Origin of the sequence: Bradyrhizobium sp. Gha, assembly GCF_900113735.1 — a bacterium.
In the GTDB taxonomy this organism is placed as follows: Bacteria; Pseudomonadota; Alphaproteobacteria; order Rhizobiales; family Xanthobacteraceae; genus Bradyrhizobium.
In genome coordinates, this window is record NZ_FOQM01000006.1 from 72,985 (window position 1) to 96,635 (window position 23,651).

The 23,651-nt window shown below is 65.3% G+C and carries 17 protein-coding genes and 1 pseudogene; 17 read left to right on the plus strand and 1 reads right to left on the minus strand.

Going from position 1 to position 23,651, the window contains the following annotated elements:
• Positions 1 to 46 precede the first annotated feature (46 nt).
• The 16 genes from BM222_RS10965 to recN all read left to right on the plus strand — a co-directional run bounded on the left by BM222_RS10965 (position 47) and on the right by recN (position 20,987).
• Positions 47 to 1,519, plus strand: a complete 1,473-nt coding sequence (locus BM222_RS10965; protein WP_092228282.1) for a UDP-N-acetylmuramoyl-L-alanyl-D-glutamate--2,6-diaminopimelate ligase — start codon at positions 47 to 49, stop codon at positions 1,517 to 1,519.
• Positions 1,516 to 2,895, plus strand: coding sequence for a UDP-N-acetylmuramoyl-tripeptide--D-alanyl-D-alanine ligase (locus tag BM222_RS10970; RefSeq protein WP_092228283.1), 1,380 nt, complete (start codon positions 1,516 to 1,518; stop codon positions 2,893 to 2,895). Before BM222_RS10965 ends, BM222_RS10970 begins: the two co-directional genes overlap by 4 nt.
• Before the next feature lie 162 nt (positions 2,896 to 3,057).
• Positions 3,058 to 4,161 carry a phospho-N-acetylmuramoyl-pentapeptide-transferase gene (gene mraY / locus BM222_RS10975; protein ID WP_092228284.1) on the plus strand — a complete coding sequence of 368 codons (1,104 nt, stop codon included), beginning with the start codon at positions 3,058 to 3,060 and terminating at the stop codon, positions 4,159 to 4,161.
• Positions 4,162 to 4,260: 99 nt separating this feature from the next.
• Positions 4,261 to 5,658: a UDP-N-acetylmuramoyl-L-alanine--D-glutamate ligase gene (murD, locus tag BM222_RS10980; RefSeq protein WP_092228427.1), complete on the plus strand. Its 1,398-nt coding sequence runs from the start codon at positions 4,261 to 4,263 to the stop codon at positions 5,656 to 5,658.
• A gap of 2 nt (positions 5,659 to 5,660) precedes the next feature.
• Positions 5,661 to 6,056, plus strand: a complete 396-nt coding sequence (locus BM222_RS10985; RefSeq protein WP_092228285.1) for a hypothetical protein — start codon at positions 5,661 to 5,663, stop codon at positions 6,054 to 6,056.
• 264 nt (positions 6,057 to 6,320) lie between these two features.
• Entirely contained in the window at positions 6,321 to 7,472 is a 1,152-nt protein-coding gene (gene ftsW / locus BM222_RS10990) for a putative lipid II flippase FtsW (RefSeq protein WP_092228286.1), read from the plus strand.
• 88 nt (positions 7,473 to 7,560) lie between these two features.
• Entirely contained in the window at positions 7,561 to 8,661 is a 1,101-nt protein-coding gene (gene murG, locus BM222_RS10995; protein WP_092228287.1) for an undecaprenyldiphospho-muramoylpentapeptide beta-N-acetylglucosaminyltransferase, read from the plus strand.
• 166 nt (positions 8,662 to 8,827) lie between these two features.
• Positions 8,828 to 10,231: a UDP-N-acetylmuramate--L-alanine ligase gene (gene murC / locus BM222_RS11000; RefSeq protein ID WP_092228288.1), complete on the plus strand. Its 1,404-nt coding sequence runs from the start codon at positions 8,828 to 8,830 to the stop codon at positions 10,229 to 10,231.
• Between the two features lie 4 nt (positions 10,232 to 10,235).
• On the plus strand, positions 10,236 to 11,153 hold the full coding sequence (gene murB / locus BM222_RS11005; RefSeq protein ID WP_092228289.1) for a UDP-N-acetylmuramate dehydrogenase: 918 nt from the start codon (positions 10,236 to 10,238) through the stop codon (positions 11,151 to 11,153).
• Between the two features lie 101 nt (positions 11,154 to 11,254).
• Positions 11,255 to 12,241 (plus strand): D-alanine--D-alanine ligase family protein, encoded by a 987-nt coding sequence (locus BM222_RS11010; protein ID WP_092228290.1) that lies wholly within the window; start codon positions 11,255 to 11,257, stop codon positions 12,239 to 12,241.
• A 348-nt stretch (positions 12,242 to 12,589) separates the two neighbouring features.
• The gene (locus BM222_RS11015) at positions 12,590 to 13,618 is read left to right on the plus strand and encodes a cell division protein FtsQ/DivIB (protein WP_092228291.1); all 1,029 of its coding nucleotides are present in this window, start codon (positions 12,590 to 12,592) and stop codon (positions 13,616 to 13,618) included.
• Positions 13,615 to 14,937: a cell division protein FtsA gene (gene ftsA, locus BM222_RS11020; RefSeq protein ID WP_092228292.1), complete on the plus strand. Its 1,323-nt coding sequence runs from the start codon at positions 13,615 to 13,617 to the stop codon at positions 14,935 to 14,937. The genes BM222_RS11015 and ftsA overlap by 4 nt, the downstream gene beginning before the upstream one ends.
• Positions 14,938 to 15,024: 87 nt before the next feature.
• On the plus strand, positions 15,025 to 16,818 hold the full coding sequence (ftsZ, locus tag BM222_RS11025; RefSeq protein WP_092228293.1) for a cell division protein FtsZ: 1,794 nt from the start codon (positions 15,025 to 15,027) through the stop codon (positions 16,816 to 16,818).
• Positions 16,819 to 17,181: 363 nt separating this feature from the next.
• A complete protein-coding gene (gene lpxC / locus BM222_RS11030) occupies positions 17,182 to 18,144 on the plus strand; it encodes a UDP-3-O-acyl-N-acetylglucosamine deacetylase (RefSeq protein ID WP_092228294.1) in 963 nt (320 codons plus the stop codon).
• Positions 18,145 to 18,386: 242 nt separating this feature from the next.
• Entirely contained in the window at positions 18,387 to 19,274 is an 888-nt protein-coding gene (locus tag BM222_RS11035; protein ID WP_092228295.1) for an outer membrane protein assembly factor BamD, read from the plus strand.
• A gap of 24 nt (positions 19,275 to 19,298) precedes the next feature.
• The gene (gene recN / locus BM222_RS11040; RefSeq protein ID WP_092228296.1) at positions 19,299 to 20,987 is read left to right on the plus strand and encodes a DNA repair protein RecN; all 1,689 of its coding nucleotides are present in this window, start codon (positions 19,299 to 19,301) and stop codon (positions 20,985 to 20,987) included.
• Between the two features lie 80 nt (positions 20,988 to 21,067).
• Here the strand turns inward: recN and BM222_RS11045 are convergent.
• Positions 21,068 to 21,354, minus strand: a pseudogene (locus tag BM222_RS11045) (GIY-YIG nuclease family protein).
• 120 nt (positions 21,355 to 21,474) lie between these two features.
• On the opposite strand from BM222_RS11045, the gene ligA reads away from it, so the two are divergent.
• Positions 21,475 to 23,628 carry an NAD-dependent DNA ligase LigA gene (gene ligA / locus BM222_RS11050; protein ID WP_177243145.1) on the plus strand — a complete coding sequence of 718 codons (2,154 nt, stop codon included), beginning with the start codon at positions 21,475 to 21,477 and terminating at the stop codon, positions 23,626 to 23,628.
• The last annotated feature ends 23 nt before the right edge of the window (positions 23,629 to 23,651 follow it).

Genomic DNA, 23,651 nt, shown 5'->3' on the forward strand with positions numbered 1-23,651 from the left:
GGATTTCCCTCGGGATTCGGCTTTCGGGCAGGGCAACTGGAAGATCATGAAGCTGCGCGACCTCTTGGGTCAGGACGTTTTGGGCAATGATGCCACGATCGAGCCCGCTGTCGCGGCGATCGAGGTCACAGGCGTTGCGCTCGATAGCCGCGTGGTCAAGCCCGGCGATGTGTTCTTCGCGCTATCGGGCAGCAAGACCGACGGCGCGCGCTTCATCGATGCGGCCATTGCGGCCGGTGCGGTGGCCGTGGTCGGCGATCACGGGCCCGAAGGCGGCAAGGTGCCCTTCGTCACCGTGGCCAATCCGCGCCGTGCGCTGGCGCTGGCTGCGGCAAGAGTCTTCCCGGCACAACCTGCAACCATCGTCGCGGTGACCGGAACCAGCGGAAAGACATCGGTTGCGGCGTTCACGCGGCAGATCTGGGAGCGGCTGGGCCACGCCTCGGCCAGCATCGGAACCATCGGGCTCGTCTCGCCGAAGCGCACCGTTTACGGTTCGCTGACGACGCCGGATCCGATCGCGCTGCATCGGCAGCTCGATGAGATCGCGCGCGAAGGCGTGACGCATCTTGCATTCGAAGCCTCGTCGCATGGGCTCGACCAATACCGCCTCGATGGTGTCCGCGTCGGGGCCGGTGGCTTCACCAATCTCTCGCGCGATCACATGGATTATCATCCAAGCGTCGCGCACTATCTGTCCGCAAAGCTCCGGCTGTTCCGCGAGCTCGTGCCATCGGGCGGCGCGGCGGTGATATCGGCCGATCATGATTGCTCGGCGCAAGTGCTCGACGCGGCGAAATCGCGTGGCCTGCGCGTGATGGCGGCCGGCCGCCACGGCGACGGGGCAGGCGAGGGCATCCGCCTCACCGAGGCCGTCGTCGAAGGCTTTTCGCAAAAGCTGATGCTCGAGCATCGCGGCAAGAGATACGCGGTGCGGCTGCCGCTGGTCGGCGAATTCCAGATCGAGAACGCGCTGGTGTCGGCTGGTCTTGCGATCGGCACCGGCAGTGATGCCGCCGACGTGTTTGCGAGCCTCGAACATCTCGAAGGTGCCAAGGGCCGGCTCGAGCGCGTCGGTGAGCGCAACGGCGCGCCGATTTTTGTCGACTACGCGCACAAGCCTGATGCGCTGGCAAAGGCGTTGCAGGCGCTGCGTCCCTACGCCAAGCGCAGGCTGGTCGTGGTGTTCGGCGCCGGCGGCGATCGCGATGCCGGCAAGCGGCCGATCATGGGTGAGATCGCGGCGGAGAATGCCGATCGCGTCATCATCACCGACGACAATCCGCGCAGCGAGAAGCCGGAAGCCATTCGTGCCGCGATCCTCGCCACCGCCAAGGGCGCGCGCGAGATCGGCGATCGGGCGGCCGCGATCCGCGCCGCGATCGAGGAGCTGGAAGATGGCGATGCGCTGCTCGTCGCGGGCAAGGGCCACGAGACCGGGCAGATCGTAGGCCACGAGGTCCTGCCGTTCAGTGATCACGAGGCGGTCGCCGCCGCATTAGCATCGAGGGTCGCATGAGCGGGCCATTATGGACGGTTGCCGAGGTGGCGCGCGCGCTGGGTGCGGCCGGATCATTCCCGGACACGGGAATTGACTTCGTCACCCAGGACAGCCGTCTGGTGAAACCGGGCAGCCTGTTCGTCGCACTGTCAGGTACGCCGAGCGGCGGCTTCATCTCGGCTTTCGCCAGCGCGCGCGACGGCTGGGAGTTCGCGGACAAGGCGGAAGCGTCAGGCGCGGTCGCGATGATCGTGCCGCACGAGATCGCCGGCATCCGCGTTCCCCAGATCGTCGTGAAGGACACGCTGATCGACGGTCTCTGGGGCCTCGCCCGCGCCGCCCGCGCGCGTTTCAACGGGCCGGTGATCGGGCTCACCGGCAGCGCCGGCAAGACCAGCACCAAGGAGTTTCTGGCGGCCTATCCCAATGCCTATGCGAGCCCTTCGAGCTTCAACAATTTCTGGGGCGTGCCGCTGACATTGTGCAATGCCCGGCCTGACGCCAGCCTCTGGGTCGTCGAGATGGGCATGAACCAGACTGGCGAGATCGCGCGCCTGAGCCAATTGACGCGGCCGACCGTCGCGCTCGTCGTCAACGTCCAGCCGGTGCATCTGGAAAAGCTCGGCTCGCTCGACGCCATCAGGCGCGAGAAAGTATCGATCGCGCTCGGGCTGCCCGGGGATGGCGTGCTGGTGCTGCCGGCCGGGCTGAAGGCGTCCGAATGGAAAGGCAAGGTGGTGCGCTTCGGCGAGAAGGCCGAGGTGCACGAGGTTGCGCACGCCCCTCACGGCGACAGCTGGCAGGTCGTGGCCCGGATCGGCAAGAAGGAGATCGCCTTCAGCCTCACGCCCGGCGCGCCGCACCGCGTGCAGAATGCGCTCGCCGCGCTCGCTTCGATCCATGCTGCGCATCTCGACGTGGCCACGCTCGCGATCAAGCTCGACCGCGTCGGCATCATGTCCGGCCGTGGCGTGGAGCAGGCAGTCGGCGGCGTCACCGTGATCGACGACAGCTTCAACGGCAATCCCGCGAGCGTCGCTGCCGCGCTGCAAAGTCTGCAGGCGCGCAACGTGACGGGCGGGCGTCGTATTGCGGTACTCGGCGATATGCTGGAACTGGGCGACGACGCGCCAAGCTACCACACCGGCCTCACCGCCCATCTGGGCGGCATCGACGGTATCTATTGCGTCGGCCCGCTGATGCGGCACCTTTATGACGCGCTTCCCGCGGGCAAGGGGCTGGGCTGGCACGACGATCCCGCCACGCTGAAGGCTGGTGAGGTCGCCGGTTTGCTGAAGGCAGGCGATGTCGTGGTTGTCAAGGGCAGCAAGAAGATGTTCTGGGTCAACAAGTTTGTGCCGGCCCTAGTGGCCGCCTTGCAGGCAAAGGCGTAAACTGCTTGGAAGGCCCGTTCCCGAATCCCGCCGTTTTGCGGCGCTAAGCCGGCCGCTTTCCTGGAGGTCGCCCGACCGATGATGAAGACCAGCGAATGCGCTTGAGGCGAAATCTGCGTCTCGAACAAGCCTGCGTGCGAAAGGCGCCATAGGACCGTCTGAATGTTTTACTGGCTGATCGAGATCTCCAACACAATTCCGAGTTTCGGTGCGGTGCGCACCGTCCTGAACGTCTTCCGCTACATCACGTTCCGTACCGGCGGCGCTATCGTCACTGGCGCGCTGTTCGTGTTCCTGTTCGGGCCCTGGATCATCGACCATCTGCGCATCCGCCAGGGCAAGGGCCAGCCGATCCGCACAGATGGTCCGCAATCGCATCTCTCCAAGAAGGGCACGCCCACCATGGGCGGGCTGATGATCCTGTCCGGCCTGACGGTCGGCACCGTGCTGTGGTGCAATCCGCTCAATCCCTATGTCTGGATCGTGCTGGCGGTGACGCTCGGCTTTGGGTTTGTCGGCTTCTATGACGATTATCTCAAGGTCACCAAGCAGACCACGACCGGCTTCGGCGGCAAGCTGCGGCTGCTGATCGAAGGGCTCATCGCGCTGGTCGCCTGCTACGCGCTGGTGCGGTTGAACCGCGACCCCGCGTCGACCGCGCTGACGATTCCCTTCCTGAAGGACACGGTGCTGCATTTCGGCTGGTTCTTCGTCGTGTTCGGCGCCTTCGTCATCGTCGGCGCCGGCAATGCGGTGAACCTCACCGATGGTCTCGACGGCTTGGCCATCGTGCCCGTGATGATCGCGACCGCGAGCTTTGCTATGATCGCCTATCTCGCCGGCAACGCCGTGTTCGCCGATTATCTCCAGATCAAATATGTCGCGGGCACCGGCGAGCTTGCGGTGCTCTGCGGCGCGCTGTTGGGCGCCGGCCTCGGCTTCCTCTGGTTCAACGCCCCGCCGGCCTCGATCTTCATGGGCGACACCGGCTCGCTCGCACTCGGCGGCATGCTGGGCGCGATCGCGGTCGCGGTGAAGCACGAGATCGTGCTCGCGGTGATCGGCGGCCTGTTCGTGCTGGAGGCTGTCTCCGTCATCGTGCAGGTGGTGTCGTTCAAGTTGACCGGAAAGCGCATCTTCCGCATGGCACCGATCCATCACCATTTCGAGCAGCTCGGCTGGACCGAGCCGCAGATCGTGATCCGCTTCTGGATCATCTCGGTGATGCTGGCGCTGGCCGGCCTCTCCACGCTGAAGCTGCGGTGATGGTCCAGATCGTCATTCCGGACGACGCGAAGCGGCGATCCGGAATCTCGAGATTCCGGGTTCTCGCTCCGCGAGCCCCGGAATGACGGAGAAGAAATGATGATCCCGGTCACATCCTTTGCCGGCAAGACGGTCGCGGTGTTCGGCCTCGGCGGCTCCGGGCTCGCCTCGTGCCACGCGTTGAAGGCTGGCGGCGCCGAAGTGATCGCCGCCGACGACAATGCCGAGAACGTCGCCAAGGCGGCTCAGGCCGGTTTCATCACCGCCGATCTGCGCAGTGTCTCCTGGTCGAATTTCGCCGCGCTCGTGCTCGCGCCCGGCGTGCCGCTGACCCATCCGGTGCCGCACTGGAGCGTGCTGAAGGCGCGTGAGGCGGGTGTCGAGGTGATCGGCGACATCGAGCTGTTCTGCCGCGAGCGCCGGCGGCATGCCCCGGACGCGCCTTTCGTCGCCATCACCGGCACCAACGGCAAGTCGACCACGACAGCCTTGATCGCGCACCTCACGAAGGTTGCCGGTTACGACACCCAGATGGGCGGCAACATCGGCACGGCGATCCTGTCGCTGGAGCCGCCGCGCATGGGCCGCGTCCACGTGATCGAGATGTCGTCCTACCAGATCGACCTCACGCCCTCGCTCGATCCCTCCGTCGGCATCTTGCTCAATGTCAGCGAAGACCACATCGATCGTCACGGTACGATCGAACATTACGCTGCGGTGAAGGAGCGCCTCGTTGCGGGCGTGCAGGCGGGTGGCACCTCGATCGTCGGTGTCGACGATGGCTGGTGCCGCGACATCGCAGACCGGCTCGACCGCGCCGGCAAGAATGTGGTGCGCATCTCCGTCAGGAATCCGCTGGCCTCGGGCATCCATGTCGAGCATGGCACGATCGTTCGTACGTCCGGTGGCGCGCGTAGCGCGGTCGCCACGCTTGGCGGTATCGGTTCGCTGCGCGGCCTGCACAATGCCCAGAACGCAGCGTGTGCTGCCGCGGCTGCGCTCGCGATGGGCATCAGCCTCGACATGTTGCAGAACGGCCTGCGCAGCTTTCCGGGCCTGGCGCACCGCATGGAGCAGGTCGGCCGCCGCGGCAACGTGCTGTTCGTCAACGACTCCAAGGGCACCAACGCGGATGCGACCGCGCATGCGCTGTCGTCCTTTGCCGACATTTTCTGGATCGCCGGCGGCAAGCCGAAGGCGGGCGGCATCGCTGGCCTGACCGGCTACTTCCCGCGGATCCGCAAAGCCTACCTGATCGGCGAGGCCGCGCAGGAATTTTCCGGCACGCTTGGCCCGGTCGCACACGAGATCAGCCAGACGCTCGATCTGGCCGTCGAGCACGCGGCGCGCGATGCTGAAGCGTCAGGTCTCGCCGATGTGGTCGTGCTGCTGTCGCCCGCCTGCGCCTCCTTCGACCAGTACCGCAACTTCGAGATCCGCGGCACCAAGTTCCGCGAACTGGTGCAGGCGCTGCCGGGCGTGAAACCGGTGGTCTGAGAATGTCGCGGCGACGCTGGATCGGTATCATCGCTGCGCTCGCTATTCCCGTTGGCTTCCTCTGCGTCGTCGTCATCGACGGCGTCATGCACCAATTCGGCGCGTGTCGCGTCGTTCGCCAAAGTGCGTTCGCCTCCCCGAGCGGCAGCAAATTGGTGGTCGTGGTCTGGAAGTCGTGCGGAGCGAGTGTGCCCGACAGCACGCAAGCCAGCATCGTGGCGCGCGGCCGAACATTCTCGCCCGAGAGTACGCCGACCTTCGTCAGCGTGCGCGGGCATCTTGATGCCGTCGTCGTGTGGAGCAGCGAGCGGGCGGTCAGGATCGGTTTCGTTCCCGGAGCAGACCAGATCGACAAGCGCGACCAGCGCGCAGGGGATGTCGCGATCAGTTATGAATGATAGGTCATCCGACGCTTGCTCCGCGGTCCGCCCGGCCAGTGCGCAATTGCGCACGACGACCGGGCGACCCGTATCCAGAGGCCGTGCTTGAGCCGAAAAGGCGCGGCGTGCTGGATGCCCCGGTCAAGCCTGGTCAAGCCGGGCCCTGACAGTGTGGTGTGAGGCGGCAGCGGGGGATCATCTCCAATCATCAGCGATTCCTTAACCTCCCGGTAACCAACCTCGGCGACCAATGAACGGACCTCTGTCCGAAAGCGGCCGCCCATGCTCTCCCGTGAAGAACGCACCCCCTTTACCGAGTGGTGGTGGACCGTCGACAAGCCGCTGCTCGGCGCGATCCTGGTGTTGATGCTGACCGGCGTCATCCTGTCGCTGGCGGCAAGTCCGCCGGTCGCGACCCGCATCGGGCTCGATCCGTTCCACTTCTTCAATCGCCACGTGATGTTCCTGGTGCCGTCGTTTCTGGTGCTGATCGGGGTGTCCTTCATGTCGCCGCGCTCGATCCGGCGAAGTGCGCTGATCATCTTCACGATCAGCATCATCCTGATCGTGGTGACGCTCGCCGTCGGCCCCGAGGTGAAGGGCTCACGGCGCTGGATCACGCTCGTCGGCGTCAACATCCAGGCCTCCGAGATCGCAAAGCCCTCATTCGTCGTCATTGCGGCCTGGTTGTTTGCGGAATCGACCAAGCGGCCCGAGATGCCGGCGACCTCGATGGCGCTGGTGCTGCTCCTGATGCTGGTGTCGCTGCTGGTGATGGAGCCGGACTTCGGCCAGACCATGCTGATCCTGATGGTGTGGGGCTCGCTGTTCTTCATCGCGGGCATGCGCATGATCTGGGTGTTCGGCCTTGCCGGCCTCGGCGCGGCCGGCCTGTTCAGCGCCTATCTCTTCGTTCCGCACGTCGCGGGCCGCATCAAGCGCTTCATGAATCCGGCCTCCGGCGACACCTTCCAGGTCGATACCGCGATGGAGGCCTTCTACAACGGCGGCTGGTTTGGCCTCGGACCCGGTGAGGGCATCGCCAAGCGCAGCCTGCCTGATAGCCATACCGACTTCGTGTTCGCAGTCGCGGCCGAGGAGTTCGGCATCATCCTGTGTCTCGCCATGCTGGCGCTGTTCGCCTTCGTCGTGATCCGCACGCTGTCGCGCGCCTATGCCAACGAAGACATGTTCTCGCGCTTTGCGGCCTCGGGTCTTGCGATCCTGTTCGGCGTGCAGGCGGCCATCAACATGTCCGTCAACCTCCAGCTCATCCCCGCCAAGGGCATGACGCTGCCATTCATCTCCTACGGCGGCTCCTCAATCGTGTCGCTGGCCTATGGCGTCGGCATGATGCTGGCCCTGACGCGGCTGCGCCCGCGTACCGAGGTCGAGGCCAGCGGCCATGCCGACGCGACGCGGAGTTACGCGTAGCTCTTCGTCATTGCGAGCTAGCACCCGGGCAGTCTGGATTCCTTCGCTGCGCTCGCAATGACGGCAAAGGCCTTGTAAAAGGGCATTGATGGACACCTCTCCCTTGATTCTTCTCGCCGCGGGCGGCACCGGCGGCCATCTGTTTCCGGCCGAGGCGCTCGGCGTCGAGCTGATCCGCCGCGGCTTTCGCGTGCGCCTCGTGACCGATGAGCGCGCGCTGCGCTACAGCGGGCTGTTCAGCAAGGACATGATCGACGTCGTCGCCAGCGAGACCGCGCGCGGGCGCAATCCGTTCCAGCTCGCCTATGCCGGCCTCACGCTCGCCACCGGCACGCTGTCCGCCTACGGCCTGATCAAGCGATTGAAGCCTGTCGCCGTCGTCGGCTTTGGCGGCTATCCGACATTGCCGCCACTGGTTGCGGCGAAATTCGCCGGCGTGCCCGGCATCATCCATGACGCCAATGCGGTGCTCGGCCGGGCCAACCGTTTCCTGTCGAGCCGCGTCCGCGCGATCGCGACATCGCTGCCGGGTGTGCTGGACCGCGATCCGGCGCTCGCGGGCAAAACCACGACGGTCGGCACGCCGATGCGCCCCGCAGTCCTTGCCGCGGCGGCGGTGCCTTATGCCGCACCCGAAGCGAATGGGCCGCTGTGTCTGCTCGTCGTCGGCGGCAGCCAGGGGGCGCGCATCATGGCCGACATCGTGCCGGGTGCGATCGAGCGGCTCGAGCCGGCGCTGTGGGGGCGGCTCATCCTGACCCAGCAGGTGCGCGACGAGGACATGACCCGCGTGCGCACGGTCTACGACAGGCTCAAGATCAATACCGAGCTCGCGCCGTTCTTCACGGATCTGCCGGCTCGGCTCGCGTCCAACCATCTGGTGGTGTCGCGCTCCGGCGCGGGCACCGTGGCCGAGCTCGCCGCCATCGGCCGGCCCTCGATCCTGGTGCCGCTGCCGGGCTCGATCGACCAGGACCAGTTCGCCAATGCCGGCGTGCTGGCCAAGGTCGACGGTGCCGTCCGGATCCCGCAGACCGAGTTCACGTCGGATCGTCTTGCGGCCGAGATCTCCGCCTTCGCCGCCGAGCCGGCGCGCCTCGCCGCCATGGCAGCCGCCGCAAAAGGGGCAGGGCGGCTCGATGCCGCCGAGCGGCTGGCCGATCTGGTGGTCAAAGTCGCGGGAATCTGACGCGAAACGGGCAATTTCCATAGTTTTACCGTCATGGCCGGGCTTGTCCCCGCCATCCGCGTCTTGCAAAAAAGAGCCTAGGATTCGTGGATGCCCGGGAACGCCTTGCGTAAAGACGCGCTTCGCGCTTATGCCCGGGCATGACGATGGAACGACGGGATAAAGCATGAGACTGCCGCGCGAGATCGGACCCATCCACTTCGTCGGGATCGGCGGGATCGGCATGAGCGGCATCGCCGAGGTGCTGGTCAATCTCGGCTATACCGTGCAGGGTTCGGACGCCTCGGACAATTACAATCTCGACCGCCTGCGCAAGAACGGCGCGAAGGTTTCGGTCGGCCACAAGGCCGAGAATGTCGATGGCGCCGAGGTTGTCGTGGTGTCGACCGCGATCAAGCGCGACAATCCGGAATTGCTGGCGGCGCGCGAGCGGCGTATTCCCGTGGTGCGCCGCGCCGAAATGCTGGCGGAGCTGATGCGGCTCAAAAGCTGCGTCGCGATTGCCGGCACGCATGGCAAGACCACGACGACCACGATGGTGGCGACGCTGCTCGATGCCGGCGGGCTCGATCCGACTGTCATCAACGGCGGCATCATCAACGCCTATGGTTCCAACGCGCGGCTGGGCGCCGGCGACTGGATGGTGGTGGAAGCCGACGAGAGCGACGGCACGTTCTTGAAACTGCCGACGGACGTGGCGATCGTCACCAATGTCGACCCCGAGCATCTCGACCATTTCAAGACGTTCGATGCCGTGCAGGACGCCTTCCGGCATTTCGTCGAGAATCTGCCGTTCTACGGCTTTGCGGTGATGTGCATCGATCATCCCGTCGTGCAAAACCTCGTCGGCAAGATCGAGGATCGCCGCATCATCACGTATGGCCAGAACCCGCAGGCCGACGTGCGGCTTGTTGACCTGAGCCCGATGGGCGGCGGCTCGAAGTTCAAGGTCGCGTTCCGCGATCGCAAGACCGGTGCCGTACACGAGATCGCCGATCTCATGCTGCCGATGCCGGGCCGTCACAACGCCTCGAACGCGACGGCGGCGATCGCGGTGGCGCGCGAGCTCGGCGTTTCCGACGAGGCGATCCGCAAGGCGATCGCCGGCTTCGGCGGCGTCAAGCGCCGCTTCACCAAGACGGGCGAATGGAACGGCGTCACCGTGATCGACGATTACGGCCATCACCCCGTCGAGATCGCGGCGGTGCTGAAGGCGGCGCGGGAATCCACCAACGGCAAGATCATCGCCGTGGTGCAGCCGCATCGCTACACCCGCCTGCAATCGCTGTTCGAGGAATTCTGCACCTGCTTCAATGACGCCGATGCGGTTGTTGTCGCTGACGTCTATGCCGCGGGCGAGACGCCGATCGACGGCGTCGACCGCGATCATTTCGTCGCGGGCCTGCGCGCGCACGGGCATCGCGAGGTGGTGCCGCTGCCAGCGGCGCCGGAGCTGGCGGGGATTGTGAAGGCGCTCACCAAGTCGGGTGACCTCGTCGTGTGTCTCGGCGCCGGCAACATCACGCAATGGGCCTATGCGCTGCCGGACCAATTGAAGGCGCTGGGGTAGAGCGGTGAGCTTCCCCGACATCACCCCCTCACTCAAAGCCGCGATGCCGGAGCTGCGCGGCCGGCTGCTGGCCAACCAGTCGCTGGCCGAGCTGACCTGGTTTCGCGTCGGCGGCCCCGCGCAGGTGCTGTTCACGCCGGCGGATGAGGATGATCTCGCCTATTTCCTCGCGCATCTCGCAGGCGACATTCCGGTCTATGTCGTCGGGGTCGGCTCCAACCTGATCGTGCGCGATGGCGGCATTGCCGGCGCGGTGATCCGGCTCGGGCCGCGTGCTTTCGGCGACGCCATCGCGAGCGGCGACGTCCTTACCGCGGGCACGGCGGCGCTCGACAAGCGCGTGGCGGAAGTGGCGGCCTCCGCCAATATCGGCGGGCTCGAATTCTATTTCGGCATTCCCGGCACGATCGGCGGCGCGCTGCGCATGAATGCGGGCGCCAATGGCGGCGAGACCAAGGACGTGCTGATCGAGGCGCGCGGCGTCGGCCGCGACGGCGCGAAATACGTCTTCTCCAACGCCGACATGAAATTCGTCTACCGCAACAGCGGTGTCGATCCCTCCATCATCTTCACGTCGGCGCGCTTTCGCGGCGCGATCAGGGATGCCGATGCGATCCGCGCGCGGATGGCGGAGGTGCAAAACCATCGCGAGACGGCGCAGCCGATCCGCGAGAAGACCGGTGGCTCGACCTTCAAGAATCCGCCGGGCCATTCCGCCTGGAAACTCGTGGACGCCGCCGGCTGCCGCGGCTTGCGCGTCGGCGGCGCGCAGGTCTCCGAGATGCATTGCAACTTCCTGATCAACACCGGCGACGCCACCGCGCACGATATCGAGACGCTGGGCGAGACGGTGCGCGAACGCGTGAAAGCGAATTCCGGAATCGAGCTGCACTGGGAAATCAAGCGGATTGGAATTCCATGACCACCGTCATTCCGGGGCGATGCGTTAGCATCGAACCCGGAATCTCGAGATTCCGGGTTCGCGCTTCGCACGCCCCGGAATGACCAAGTATGAGGACACGAATGCGCATCACCATCCTCTTCGGCGGCTCCAACCGCGAACGTCTGGTTTCCGTCGCGTCAGCCCAGGCGCTGCATCAGGCGCTGCCCGAGGCCGATCTCTGGTGGTGGGACGTCGAGGACAAGGTGCATGTGGTGCAGTCGGAGCAGCTGCTCGAACATGCTCGCCCTTTCGAGGACGAGTTCAAGCCGGGCACCTCAGGCATTCCGCTGGCACAGGCGCTCGACAAGGCCAAGGCAGAAGACCGTGTGCTCGTGCTCAGCCTGCATGGCGGGGCTGCCGAGAACGGCGAACTGCAGGTGATGTGCGAGATGCGCGGCGTGCCGTTCACCGGCTCCGGTTCGGCCTCCTCGCACCTCGCCTTCGACAAGATCGCGGCCAAGCGCTTTGCCGCGCTCGGCGGCGTGACGCCGCCTGCGGGCATCGCGCTCGAGAACATCGACGAAGCCTTCGCCGAATACGGCAGGCTGATCGCAAAGCCGGCGCGCGACGGCTCGAGCTACGGCCTGATCTTCGTCAACGCCAAGCAGGACCTCCTCGCCGTCCGCAATGCGGCCAGGCACGAAGAGTACGTGATCGAACCCTACATCGCCGGCGTCGAGGCGACCTGCGGCGTTTTGGAGCGCACCGACGGCTCGCTCATCTCGCTGCCGCCGATCGAGATCATTCCGGGCGAGGGCAATTTCGACTACGCCGCAAAATATCTCTTGAACTCGACCCAGGAGATCTGTCCCGGCCGCTTTCCGCCCGAGGTCACCGCCGCGCTCAAGACCCAGGCCATGCTGGCGCATCGCGCTATGTCCTGCACCGGCTATTCCCGTTCCGACTTCATCGTCGCGGAGAAGGGGCTGGTCTACCTCGAAACCAACACGCTACCCGGGCTGACCAAGTCCTCGCTGTACCCCAAGGCGCTGAAAGCCGAAGGCATCGCCTTCGTCGACTTCCTTCGCGACCTGATCGAACTCGCCGAGCGGCGGGTGCGGAAATAGTTAGGATTGGTTAACGGCCGGACGGGCGAAAACGCCCGGTTTGGTGCCCAAAACCGGTAAAATGCCGGACTTCGTGGCGGAAGTGCCTCAGTAAACTGGGCAAAAAGCATCCCGCGTTAACGAACTTTACCTTTTGTTTACCAGGACGTCCGAAGGTTAACGCTGGCGGCGCATATGGCGTTTTGGCTGCCGGCGCGTGAGCCGTTTCGGATGTTTCCGGTCGGCGAACGCTTTGTAGGGGAGCGGCTTCTTCTGCCGAAGACCATTACCCGGCCCGGCACGACCGAGACGTCATGTTCGCCAGGACCCGCGCGGCGTCGCGGGGCAAACTGTTGACGAGCTCGTGCAATGGATGGTGCAGGAAGCCTCACCCGATCGTTTGTGAGATCGCTGAGGCCCCAAGCTGATCTGAAGGCGGCCGCTATCGGAGCGGTCGTGCTTCTGCGCGAGTGGGTGCAAGACAGGCGCGCGAAAAAGCACGCCGCCGCCGAGCGGAAGATCAAGGCCAAATCCAAGACCAAAGCGGTCGTCGAGCGTGAGCCGCCGCCGCGCGTGATCGCGCTGGTCGAGCGCTATCTGCCGCGCCGGGTCGGGATCGGCCTGACCGTGCTGCTGTTGATCGGCAGCTGCGGCCTCGGCATCGTCAAGGGCGGCCACCTCCAGGATTTCATCACCGCCGTCAGCGACGCGCGCAACGCCCTGGCCAATTCGGCCGGCTTCCGCATCACCTCCGTCGTGATCAACGGCCGCAAGCAGCTGAGCCAGGACGAGATCCTCGCGATCGGCGGCGTCAGCGGCCGCTCTTCGCTGTTGTTCCTCGATGCCGACGACGTCCGCGACAAGCTCAAAGCCAATCCGTGGATCGCGGATGCGACCGTGCTGAAGCTCTATCCGGGCCAGCTCATGATCGAGATTACCGAGCGGAAGGCGTTCGCGCTGTGGCAGGAGGCCGGCCGGCTCTCGGTCATCGCCGACGATGGCGCGCTGCTCGAGCCCTACGTCTCGCGCCGGTTCCTGACGCTGCCGCTCGTGGTCGGCAAGGGCGCCGATACCCAGGCGCGTGATTTCCTCGCATTGCTGGCCCGCTATCCGCAGGTCAATTCGGTGACGAAGGCCGCCATCTATGTCGGCGAGCGGCGCTGGAATCTGAGATTGAAGGACGGTCTCGACATTCGCCTGCCGGAGCAGGACGTCGGCAACGCGCTCGCCGCGCTCTCCAAGCTCGACAAGGACGACAGACTGTTCTCGAAGGACATCGTCGCGATCGACATGCGGCTGCCCGACCGGCTGGTGGTGCAGCTGTCCGACGACGCCGCCAAGGCGCGCGATGATCTGTTCAAGGACAAGAAGAAAAAGAAGACCGGGGACGCCGCATGACCGGTCTTGATCGCACCCAGACTCCGAAGACGCGGCCGATGCCGCACAAGCGCGGCGGCCTGGTCGCCTGCCTCGACATCGGCACCAGCAAGATCGCCTGCATGATCGCGCGGCTGAAGCCGTCGGCGCCGAGCGAAGCGCTGCGCGGCCGAACCCATGCGGTGGAACTGATCGGTTACAGCCAGATCCAGTCGCGCGGCATGAAGGCCGGCGCGGTGGTCGATCTCGGCGAATGCGAGCAGGCGGTGCGCCAGGCCGTCGGGCTCGCCGAGAAAATGGCCAAGGTCCGGGTCGAGTCCGTTTTGTTGTCGGTCTCCGGCGGCCGCCTCGCGGGCCAGCTGGTCGAAGCCGCGGCCGATATCCGTGGCGGGGCAGTGACGCCGGCTGACGTCAGCCGCGTCACCTCCACCGGCATGCGCCACGCCACCGGCGAGGGCCGCACGGTGCTGCACGCGCTGCCGGTCGGCTACACGCTCGATGGCGTCAAGGGCATTCGCGATCCGCGCGGCATGGTGGCGCATCAATTCGGCGTCGACATGAACGTCGTCACCTGCGACGCGACCGTGGCACGAAACCTGATGCTGGCGGTGGAACGCTGCCATCTCAACGTCGAAGCCATGGCGGCCAGCCCCTACGTGGCGGGCCTGTCGGTATTGACCGACGACGAGGCCGATCTTGGCGCCGCCGTGGTCGAAATGGGCGCGGGCACCACCACGATCGCGGTCTATTCCGGCGGCCGCTTCGTGCACGCGGCCGGATTTGCGGTCGGCGGGCAACACATCACGATGGATCTCGCGCGCGGACTCTCCGCGACCATTGCCGATGCCGAGCGAATCAAGACCTTATACGGCACCGTCATCACCGGCGGATCGGACTCGCGTGAGCTGATGTCTGTACCGACAGCCGGTGACGACCAGGACCTGCCGCAGATCGTTTCGCGCGCCACCATCGCCAACATCGTCAAGCATCGTGCCGAGGAAGTCTTCGAAATGGTTCGGGACAAGCTGAAGGATTCGCCCTTCGCGGCCGAGCCCAAGGGCCGCGTCGTGCTCTCGGGCGGCGCCTCGCAGCTGACCGGTCTCGTCGAACTCGGCACCCAGATACTCGGCCGGCCCGTGCGGGTCGGTCGTCCGCTCGGTTTCGGCCGGCTGCCCAACGAGGCGAAGAACGCCGCGTTCGCGGTGCCGGCCGGACTACTCGTCTACCCGCAATACGTTCACCACGAACATGTCGAACCGCGGCATACGCGGCAGCAGGTCAGGACAGGAACCGGCGGTTATTTCGGAAAGGTCGGACGATGGCTACGCGAGGGCTTCTGATGACTCATTTCCGCAAATGTCTGATTTCACCAACTCCCGCGGCCGCAGGCCGGGGCGAACCCACGCGCGCGTGATCGAGAGGCAAACATGACCATCAGCATCAACGTTCCTGATATTCACGAGTTGAAGCCCCGCATCACCGTGTTCGGCGTGGGCGGTGCCGGCGGCAATGCCGTCAACAACATGATCACGGCGGGCCTCCAGGGCGTCGATTTCGTGGTCGCCAACACCGACGCGCAGGCGCTGACGATGTCGAAGGCGCAGCGCATCGTGCAGATGGGCACCGCGGTCACGCAAGGACTGGGCGCAGGCTCGCAGCCGAACGTCGGCGCTGCCGCTGCTGAAGAAGTGATCGACGAGCTGCGCGACCATCTCTCCGGCGCCAACATGGTGTTCGTCACCGCCGGCATGGGCGGCGGCACCGGCACCGGTGCTGCCCCCGTTATCGCCAAGACTGCGCGCGACATGGGCATTCTCACCGTCGGCGTGGTGACCAAGCCGTTCCACTTCGAGGGCGGCCGCCGCATGCGCACCGCCGAAGCCGGCATCAACGAGCTGCACAAGGTGGTCGACACGCTTCTGATCATCCCGAACCAGAACCTGTTCCGGGTCGCCAACGAGAAGACCACCTTCGCCGACGCCTTCGCGATGGCCGACCAGGTGCTCTACTCGGGCGTCGCCTGCATCACCGATCTGATGGTCAAGGAAGGCCTGATCAACCTCGACTTCGCCGACGTCCGCGCCGTCATGCGCGAAATGGGCAAGGCGATGATGGGCACGGGCGAAGCCTCCGGCGACAAGCGCGCCCTGACCGCCGCCGAAGCCGCGATCGCCAACCCGCTGATCGACGACTCGTCGATGAAGGGTGCCAAGGGTCTGCTGATCTCGATCACCGGCGGCAAGGACCTGACCCTGTTCGAGGTCGACGAAGCCGCGACCCGCATCCGCGAGGAAGTCGACCAGGACGCCAACATCATCGTCGGCGCGACCTTCGACGAAGCCCTCGACGGGCTGATCCGCGTCTCGGTCGTCGCCACCGGCATCGAGCAGGCGGCGATCGCCCGCAACAGCCAGGCGACCTCCGCTCCGGTGGCGAACCCCGCGCCGCAGCAGCAGGCTCCCGCGGCTCCGGCCGTTGCTGCCGAGAGCCGTCTCGCCGATCTGACCGCGCGTCTGCGCGCCGACAACCAGCGTCTGGCCGAGCGTGCCCAGAAGATGGAATCGCAGATCCCGGCCGCAGCCCCGGTCGCCGCCGCGCCCGTCGCGCCGCGTCCCAATGTGGAGCGTGCGGCGCTTGCCGCCATCGCAGCTGCCGTTTCCGAAACCCCTCCGGCGCCCGCCCCGCAGACCTATGGTGACGTCACCGTGCGCCCGATCGCGCAGAAGCCCACGCTATTTCCGGAGCCCGAGCAGGCGCCCGTCGCCATGCACGAGCCGATGACCCCGGAAACGTTCATCCCGCCGCAGGCCGAGCGTGCGCCGGTTCGCGCGCCGCGGATGCCCCGCCTCGAGGAGTTGCCGATGCCGGCCCAGGCCGAGCTCCGTCAGGCCCGGGGTGAGGTCGAGGAGGAGACCCCGCAGAAGACCCGCCTGTCGCTGCTGCAGCGCCTCGCCAATGTCGGCCTTGGCCGTCGTGACGAGGAGACCGAGGCTCCGATCGCAGTTCGGACCGCCGGTCCCGCCATGCCGGCGCTGCCCGAGCGCAAGCCGCAGCGGACGGTGCAACAGCAGATCGCCGCCACCGAACCGGTGTCGGAATATGCCCGCCGGCCCGCGCCGCAGGGTCTCGACGCTCATGGCCGCCCGGCACCTGTTGCGCCGGCGCCACAGGGAGACGACCATCTTGATATCCCGGCCTTCCTGCGGCGGCAGGCGACCTGAGGATTGTTACAATAAGGCAGACGCAAAAAGGTCCCGGCAACAAGCTTGCCGGGACCTTTCCTTTTGTCCCGAGAAGCTCCGGATTGCGCGCTCAAGCAACTGATTTTAAATCATTAATTACTTGTTCGGTGCTTCAGTAAAGCCGCCGATAACGGGCCCAAATCCCGGCGCAATTTGGTTAAGCCTTGGCGCGAATACGGCGGGTTTGGGGTAACAATCGGTAAAAAAGCGTGAGTTGGCGCTGTTTGAGGCAGTGACTATGGTTCGACGTGACTTGGGGATACGGAGATTCGGAGGGTCGATCTCGATCGATCAGTCTGGTCCAGTATAAGTCGCAGTCGGTCGTAGTGGGGCGGGTTCCTGATGAAATTTAGCCGGCAAACAACGCTTTGTGCGCAAGCCACCGTGGCCGGCGTGGGCGTTCATTCCGGTCTTCCCGTCACCCTCACGCTTGGACCTGCACCCGTCGATGCAGGTTTTATTTTCGTCCGTACTGGCCTTGAGGGAAGTGACCGCGAAGTTCAGGCGACCGCCGAGCAGGTGATTGCGACCGATTTCGCGACCGTCCTTGGCGACCGCAGCGGCCCGCTGGTTTCGACCGCGGAGCATGTGCTGGCGGCGTTGCGCGGCATGGGCGTCGACAACGCCACCATTGAGATCGACGGTCCGGAAGTGCCGATCATGGACGGCAGTGCTGCCGCCTTCATCGCAGCGATCGATCAGGCCGGGATCGTCACCCAGCCGGCACAGCGCCGGTTCATCCAGGTTTTGAAGCCGATCTCGGTCAAGGTCGGTGACTCCTTCGGCGAGATCAGACCCTACGCCAACGGCTTCCGCACCGAGGTCGAGATCGACTTCACCAATCCCGTCATCGGTCGGCAGAGCTATGCCTTCGACCTCAGCCCGGAGCGCTTCCGCCGTGAGGTCGGCCGCGCCCGGACCTTCGGTCTGATGGGCGACGTCGCCCGGCTCTGGAGCGCGGGCTATGCGCTTGGCGCCTCCTTTGAAAATACCGTCGTGTTCGACGACGAGCGGCTGCTCAACACCGAAGGCCTGCGCTACGCCGACGAATGCGCCCGCCACAAGGTGCTGGACGTAATTGGCGACCTCGCGCTGGCGGGCCTGCCGCTGCTCGGCGCCTATCGCTCGGTGCGTGGTGGCCACAAGCTCAATCACGCGGTCCTGACCGCGCTGCTCGCCGACCGTACGGCTTGGCGGGTGGTCGAGGGCGAGGCGGCTCGGCGCTCCACGCGTGGCGTGGTCGAGGTCGGTAGCGGCATCGTCGGTGGCCGGATCGCTGCGGCCTACGGGCCAGACGTGTCCTGAAAGCCGTTGCGGCGGGCCGTCCGGCAAGACTTTCCCCGGGAAACTCCTGGTAACCATGATCGACTAGGATTGCGGCGATTTCGCCTTAATCCGGGCGGAATGCCTGCCTATCCGGTCGGCTAACGAATGTTTTTCGGTTGCATCGCCGTGGTCGTATGGCAGGCACCACGGTCACATGTCGCGCCCGTGACAGGGATCATGGGCTCGCGGGCACGCATCACAGGGCGTCAGGTCTAAAATTCATGTCGGCACAGCGTATGACGCGCGGATCTCTATTAGTTTCGCCTCGGGCCCGTGGACTGCTCCAGGTCGCCACGCTTGTCCTGTTCGCGCTGCCGTTGGCCGGCTGCGGCACCGGCGCCCTATGGGACAAGTTCACCGCCAAGGACGACACCTTCGTCGAGGAGCCTGCCGACAAGATCTATAATGAGGGCTTGTACCTCATGAACGAAAAGAAGGACATGAAGGCGGCGAACAAGAAGTTCGAAGAGGTCGACCGCCAGCATCCTTATTCTGACTGGGCACGCAAATCGCTGCTGATGTCGGCCTACGCATCCTACCAGGGTGGCGACTATGACGGCTGCATCGGGGCTGCGACCCGCTACGTCACCCTGCATCCCGGCAGCCCGGACGCGGCCTATGCACAGTACCTGATCGCCGCCTCGCATTACGACCAGATCCCGGACATCAATCGTGACCAGGGCCGCACCGAGAAGGCGATCGCCGCTCTGGAAGAGGTGGTGCGCAAATATCCGACGTCCGAATATGCGACCGCCGCCAAGGTCAAGATCGAGGGCGCACGCGACCAGCTCGCCGGCAAGGAAATGGCCGTCGGCCGCTACTACATGCAGAAGAAGGACTACACGGCCGCGATCAACCGCTACAAGGCCGTGGTGACGCAGTACCAGACCACCCGCCACGTCGAGGAGGCGCTCTACCGTCTCACCGAGGCCTATATGTCGATCGGAATCGTCGGCGAGGCTCAGACCGCCGCCGCCGTGCTCGGCCACAATTTTCCTGACAGCCGCTGGTACAAGGACGCCTATAATCTTGTAAAATCCGGCGGTCTCGAGCCGAGCGAGAATCAGGGGTCCTGGATCAGCCGGACCTTCAAGAAGATAGGCCTCTAGGTCTCGGCTAGGAAATTAGGTTCCATGCTGGCGCGTCTGTCGATCCGTGACATCGTCCTGATCGAACGGCTCGATATCGAATTCGCCACCGGGCTTGCGGTTTTGACCGGCGAGACCGGTGCGGGCAAATCCATCCTGCTCGATGCCTTTGCACTGGCGCTCGGCGGCCGCGGCGACGCCGGCCTCGTGCGGCATGGCGCGGAGCAGGGCCAGGTCACGGCCGTCTTCGATGTCCCGAGGAATCATCCGGCGTCGAAAATCCTGGCCGAGAACGGGCTCGACGATGCGAGTTTTGCCGAATCTTGCGAGATGATCCTGCGCCGGGTCCAGCTCGCCGACGGCCGCACCCGCGCCTTCATCAACGACCAGGCGATCAGCGTGCAGACGTTGAAGGCGGTCGGCGCCGCCCTGGTCGAAATCCATGGCCAGCATGACGAGCGCGCGCTGGTCGATGCCGCCACCCATCGCCGCCTGCTCGATGCCTTTGCCGGGCTCGAAAAGGACGTGGCGGATGTCGAAGCGCTCTGGGACGCGCGCCGCACCGCCAACACCGAGCTCGAGGACCATCGCGCCGGCATGGAGCGTGCCGCACGCGAGGCCGACTATCTGCGCCATGCCTCGGACGAGCTGAAGCGGCTGGCGCCGAAGGAGGGCGAAGAGACTTCGCTGGCCCACCGCCGCACCACCATGATGCAGGGCGAGAAGATCGCCTCCGATTTGCGCGAGGCGCAGGAGGTCGTCGGTGGCCACAATTCGCCGGTCGCGGCGCTGTCGGCCGCGGTGCGCCGGCTGGAACGCCGTGGCGTCAATTCGCCGGCGCTGGTCGAGCCTGCAGTCAAGGCGATCGATGTCGCGATCAATGCACTGGAGGAGGCCGACCAGCATCTCCAGGCCGCGCTGGCCGCGACCGATTTCGACCCGGCCGAGCTCGAACGCATCGAGGAGCGGTTGTTCGCGTTGCGCGCCGCCTCCCGCAAATATTCAACGCCTGTTGACGGCCTCGCCGCGCTCGCCGCCAAATACGCCGCCGACGTCGTGCTGATCGATGCCGGCGCTTCGCGCCTGAAGAAGCTGGAGCAGGCCGCGATCGAGGCAGATGGCCGCTATGCGGCTGCGGCGAAAAAGCTCTCAGCTGCGCGGCAGAAATCGGCCGACAAGCTCAACAAGGCCGTCAACGCCGAGCTCGCCCCGCTCAAGCTCGAGCGCGCAAAATTCATCACCCAGGTCACGACGGACGAGGCCGCGCCCGGACCGCAAGGTTTCGACCGCGTCGAGTTCTGGGTTCAGACCAATCCCGGCACCAAGCCGGGCCCGATGATGAAGGTCGCTTCCGGCGGCGAGCTGTCCCGCTTCCTGCTGGCGCTCAAGGTCGTGCTGTCCGATCGCGGCTCGGCCCCGACATTGGTGTTCGACGAAATCGATACCGGCGTCGGCGGCGCGGTTGCGGATGCCATCGGCGGTCGCCTGGCGCGGTTGGCCGGCAAGGTTCAGGTGATGGCCGTGACCCACGCCCCGCAGGTCGCCGCCCGCGCCGACCAGCATCTCCTGATCTCCAAGGATGCGCTGGACAAGGGCAAGCGCGTCGCCACTCGCGTCAACGCGCTGGCCGCCGACCACCGCCGCGAGGAAATCGCCCGCATGCTCGCCGGTGCCGAGATCACCGCCGAGGCGCGGGCGGCCGCGGACCGGCTGCTCAAGGCGGCGACGGCTTGAACTGTCGTTCCGGGGCGATGCGAAGCATCGAACCCGGAACCTCGAGATTGTAGGACGCCCTTCCGGATCGTCCCGGGAAGTTAGTTGCAGATCGATTCGTAGCGATCATCCCAATTGGGATGGTCTTTCTCGATCAGCTGAATCTTCCAGGCGCGTTTCCATTTCTTGAGTTCTTTTTCTCGCGAGATCGCCGAGACTGGATCATCATGGGCCTCGAACCAAACCAATCGCGTGATGTTGTATTTTGCCGCGAAGCCCGGAACGGTTTTGATTCGATGCTCATAGACACGGCGTATGAGGTCATTGGTGACGCCGACAAGATTGCTCCGTCCCGTCGGCTTGCTAGGATATAGACGTAATACGCCATGACTCCCGAGCCTTTCCCACCTGCCATTCCGGGCTGCATGAAGTTCGAACCTGGAATCTCGAGGTTCCGGGTCTGGTCCTTCGGACCATCCCGAAACGACGAGACACAATCTTAAGTATAATGGCCAGAGCAGAAAAATCCAAAGCAAAGCCGCTTCGCGACGTCACGGACCTCACCAAGGCGCAAGCCAAGGTCGAGCACATGCGGCTCACGCTCGAACTCGAAGAGCACGACAAGCGCTACTATCAGGACGACGCCCCCACCGTCACCGACGCCGACTATGATGCGCTGCGCCAGCGCCTCAATGCGATCGAGAAGCGCTTTCCTGAACTCGTCAGCGCGGACTCGCCGTCACAGAAGATCGGCGCGGCGCCGTCCGGGCGCTTCAGGAAGGTCCAGCACGCCGTTCCGATGCTGTCGCTCGACAACGCCTTTGCCGAAGAGGACGTGCGCGACTTCGTCGGCCGCATCGTGCGCTTCCTGAAGCTCGACGACGACAAGATCAATTTCTCGGCGGAGCCGAAGATCGACGGCCTGTCGATGTCGCTGCGCTATGAGGGCGGCGAACTCGTCACTGCGGCGACGCGCGGGGATGGCGCGGTCGGCGAGGACGTCACCGCCAACATCCGCACGCTCGAAGACGTGCCGCAGAAGCTGAAGGGCCGCAACGTCCCTGACGTCTGCGAGGTGCGTGGCGAAGTCTACATGACCAAGAAGGCCTTCCTCGCGCTCAATGAGCGGCAGAAGGCCGCCGGCGATACCATCTTCGCCAACCCGCGCAATTCCGCCGCCGGCTCGCTCCGTCAGAAGGACCCGACCATCACCGCCTCGCGTCCTCTGGGCTTCTTCGCCTATGCCTGGGGCGAGATGAGCGCGATGCCGGAGGAAACGCAAACGGGCATGATCCACTGGTTCGAGCGTTGCGGCTTCAAGACCAATCCGCTGACGAAGCTGTGTCACTCCGTCGAGGAATTGATCGCCTTCCACCAGAGCATCGAGGAAGAACGCGCCGAGCTCGACTACGACATCGACGGTGTCGTCTACAAGGTCGATCGCATCGATTGGCAGGAACGTCTCGGCTTCGTCTCGCGCACGCCGCGCTGGGGCATCGCGCATAAATTCCCGGCCGAGCGGGCCATGACGGTGCTGCGCGCCATCGAGATCCAGGTCGGACGCACCGGCTCGTTCACGCCGGTCGGCAAGCTCGAGCCGGTCGGCGTCGGCGGCGTGATCGTGCAGAACGTCACGCTGCACAACGAGGACTACATCAAGGGTATCGGCAACAAGGGCGAGGTATTGCGCGAGGGCCGCGATATCAGGATCGGCGACACCGTCGTGATCCAGCGCGCCGGCGACGTGATCCCGCAGATCGTCGACGTCGTCCTCGACAAGCGGCCGAAGAGCGCCGGGGAATACCAGTTCCCGAAGAAATGCCCGTGCCCGCTGCATACCGATGTCGTGCGCGGCGCAACGGCCGCGGGCGAAGAAGAATCCCGCGCCCGCTGCACCGGCGAGTTTGCCTGCCCGTTCCAGAAGATCGAGCACCTGAAACTGTTCGTGTCGCGGCGCGCCTTCGATATCGATGGTCTGGGCGAGAAGCAGCTGCAGTACTTCTTCGATCAGGGATGGGTCAAGGAGCCCGCCGATATCTTCACGCTGGAGCAGCGCAACGCCAAGCTCAAGCTCGAGGAGATCGAGGGCTATGGCGCGACCTCGGTGCGCAATCTCTTCGGCGCGATCGAGAGCCGGCGCAAAATCGCGCTGGAGCGCTTCGTCTATGCGCTCGGCATGCGTCATGTCGGCGAGACCACGGCCCTGGCGCTGGCCCGCGGTTACGGCTCCTGGGATGCCTTCCACGATGCCTGCCTCAAGGTCGCCAAGGGCGACGAGGAGGCGATGGCGGAGATGGACGCGCTCGACCAGATCGGCGACACCGTCATCAAGAGCATCGCCGATTATTTCGGCGAGAGCCATAATCGCGGCATCGTTGAGCGCCTGACCACGGAGGTCGAGATCATCGACGCCGAGAAGCCGAAGAGCAACTCGGCGGTCGCCGGCAAGACGGTCGTCTTCACAGGCTCGCTGGAGAAGATGACGCGGGACGAGGCCAAGGCGACAGCCGAGCGGCTCGGGGCCAAGGTATCGGGCTCGGTATCGAAGAAGACCGATCTCGTCGTCGCCGGCCCCGGCGCGGGCTCGAAGCTCGCGGAGGCCAACAAGCACGGCGTCCAGGTGCTGACGGAAGATGAGTGGCTGAAGCTGATCGGGGAGTGAACTCTGTCCTCGTCATTGCGAGA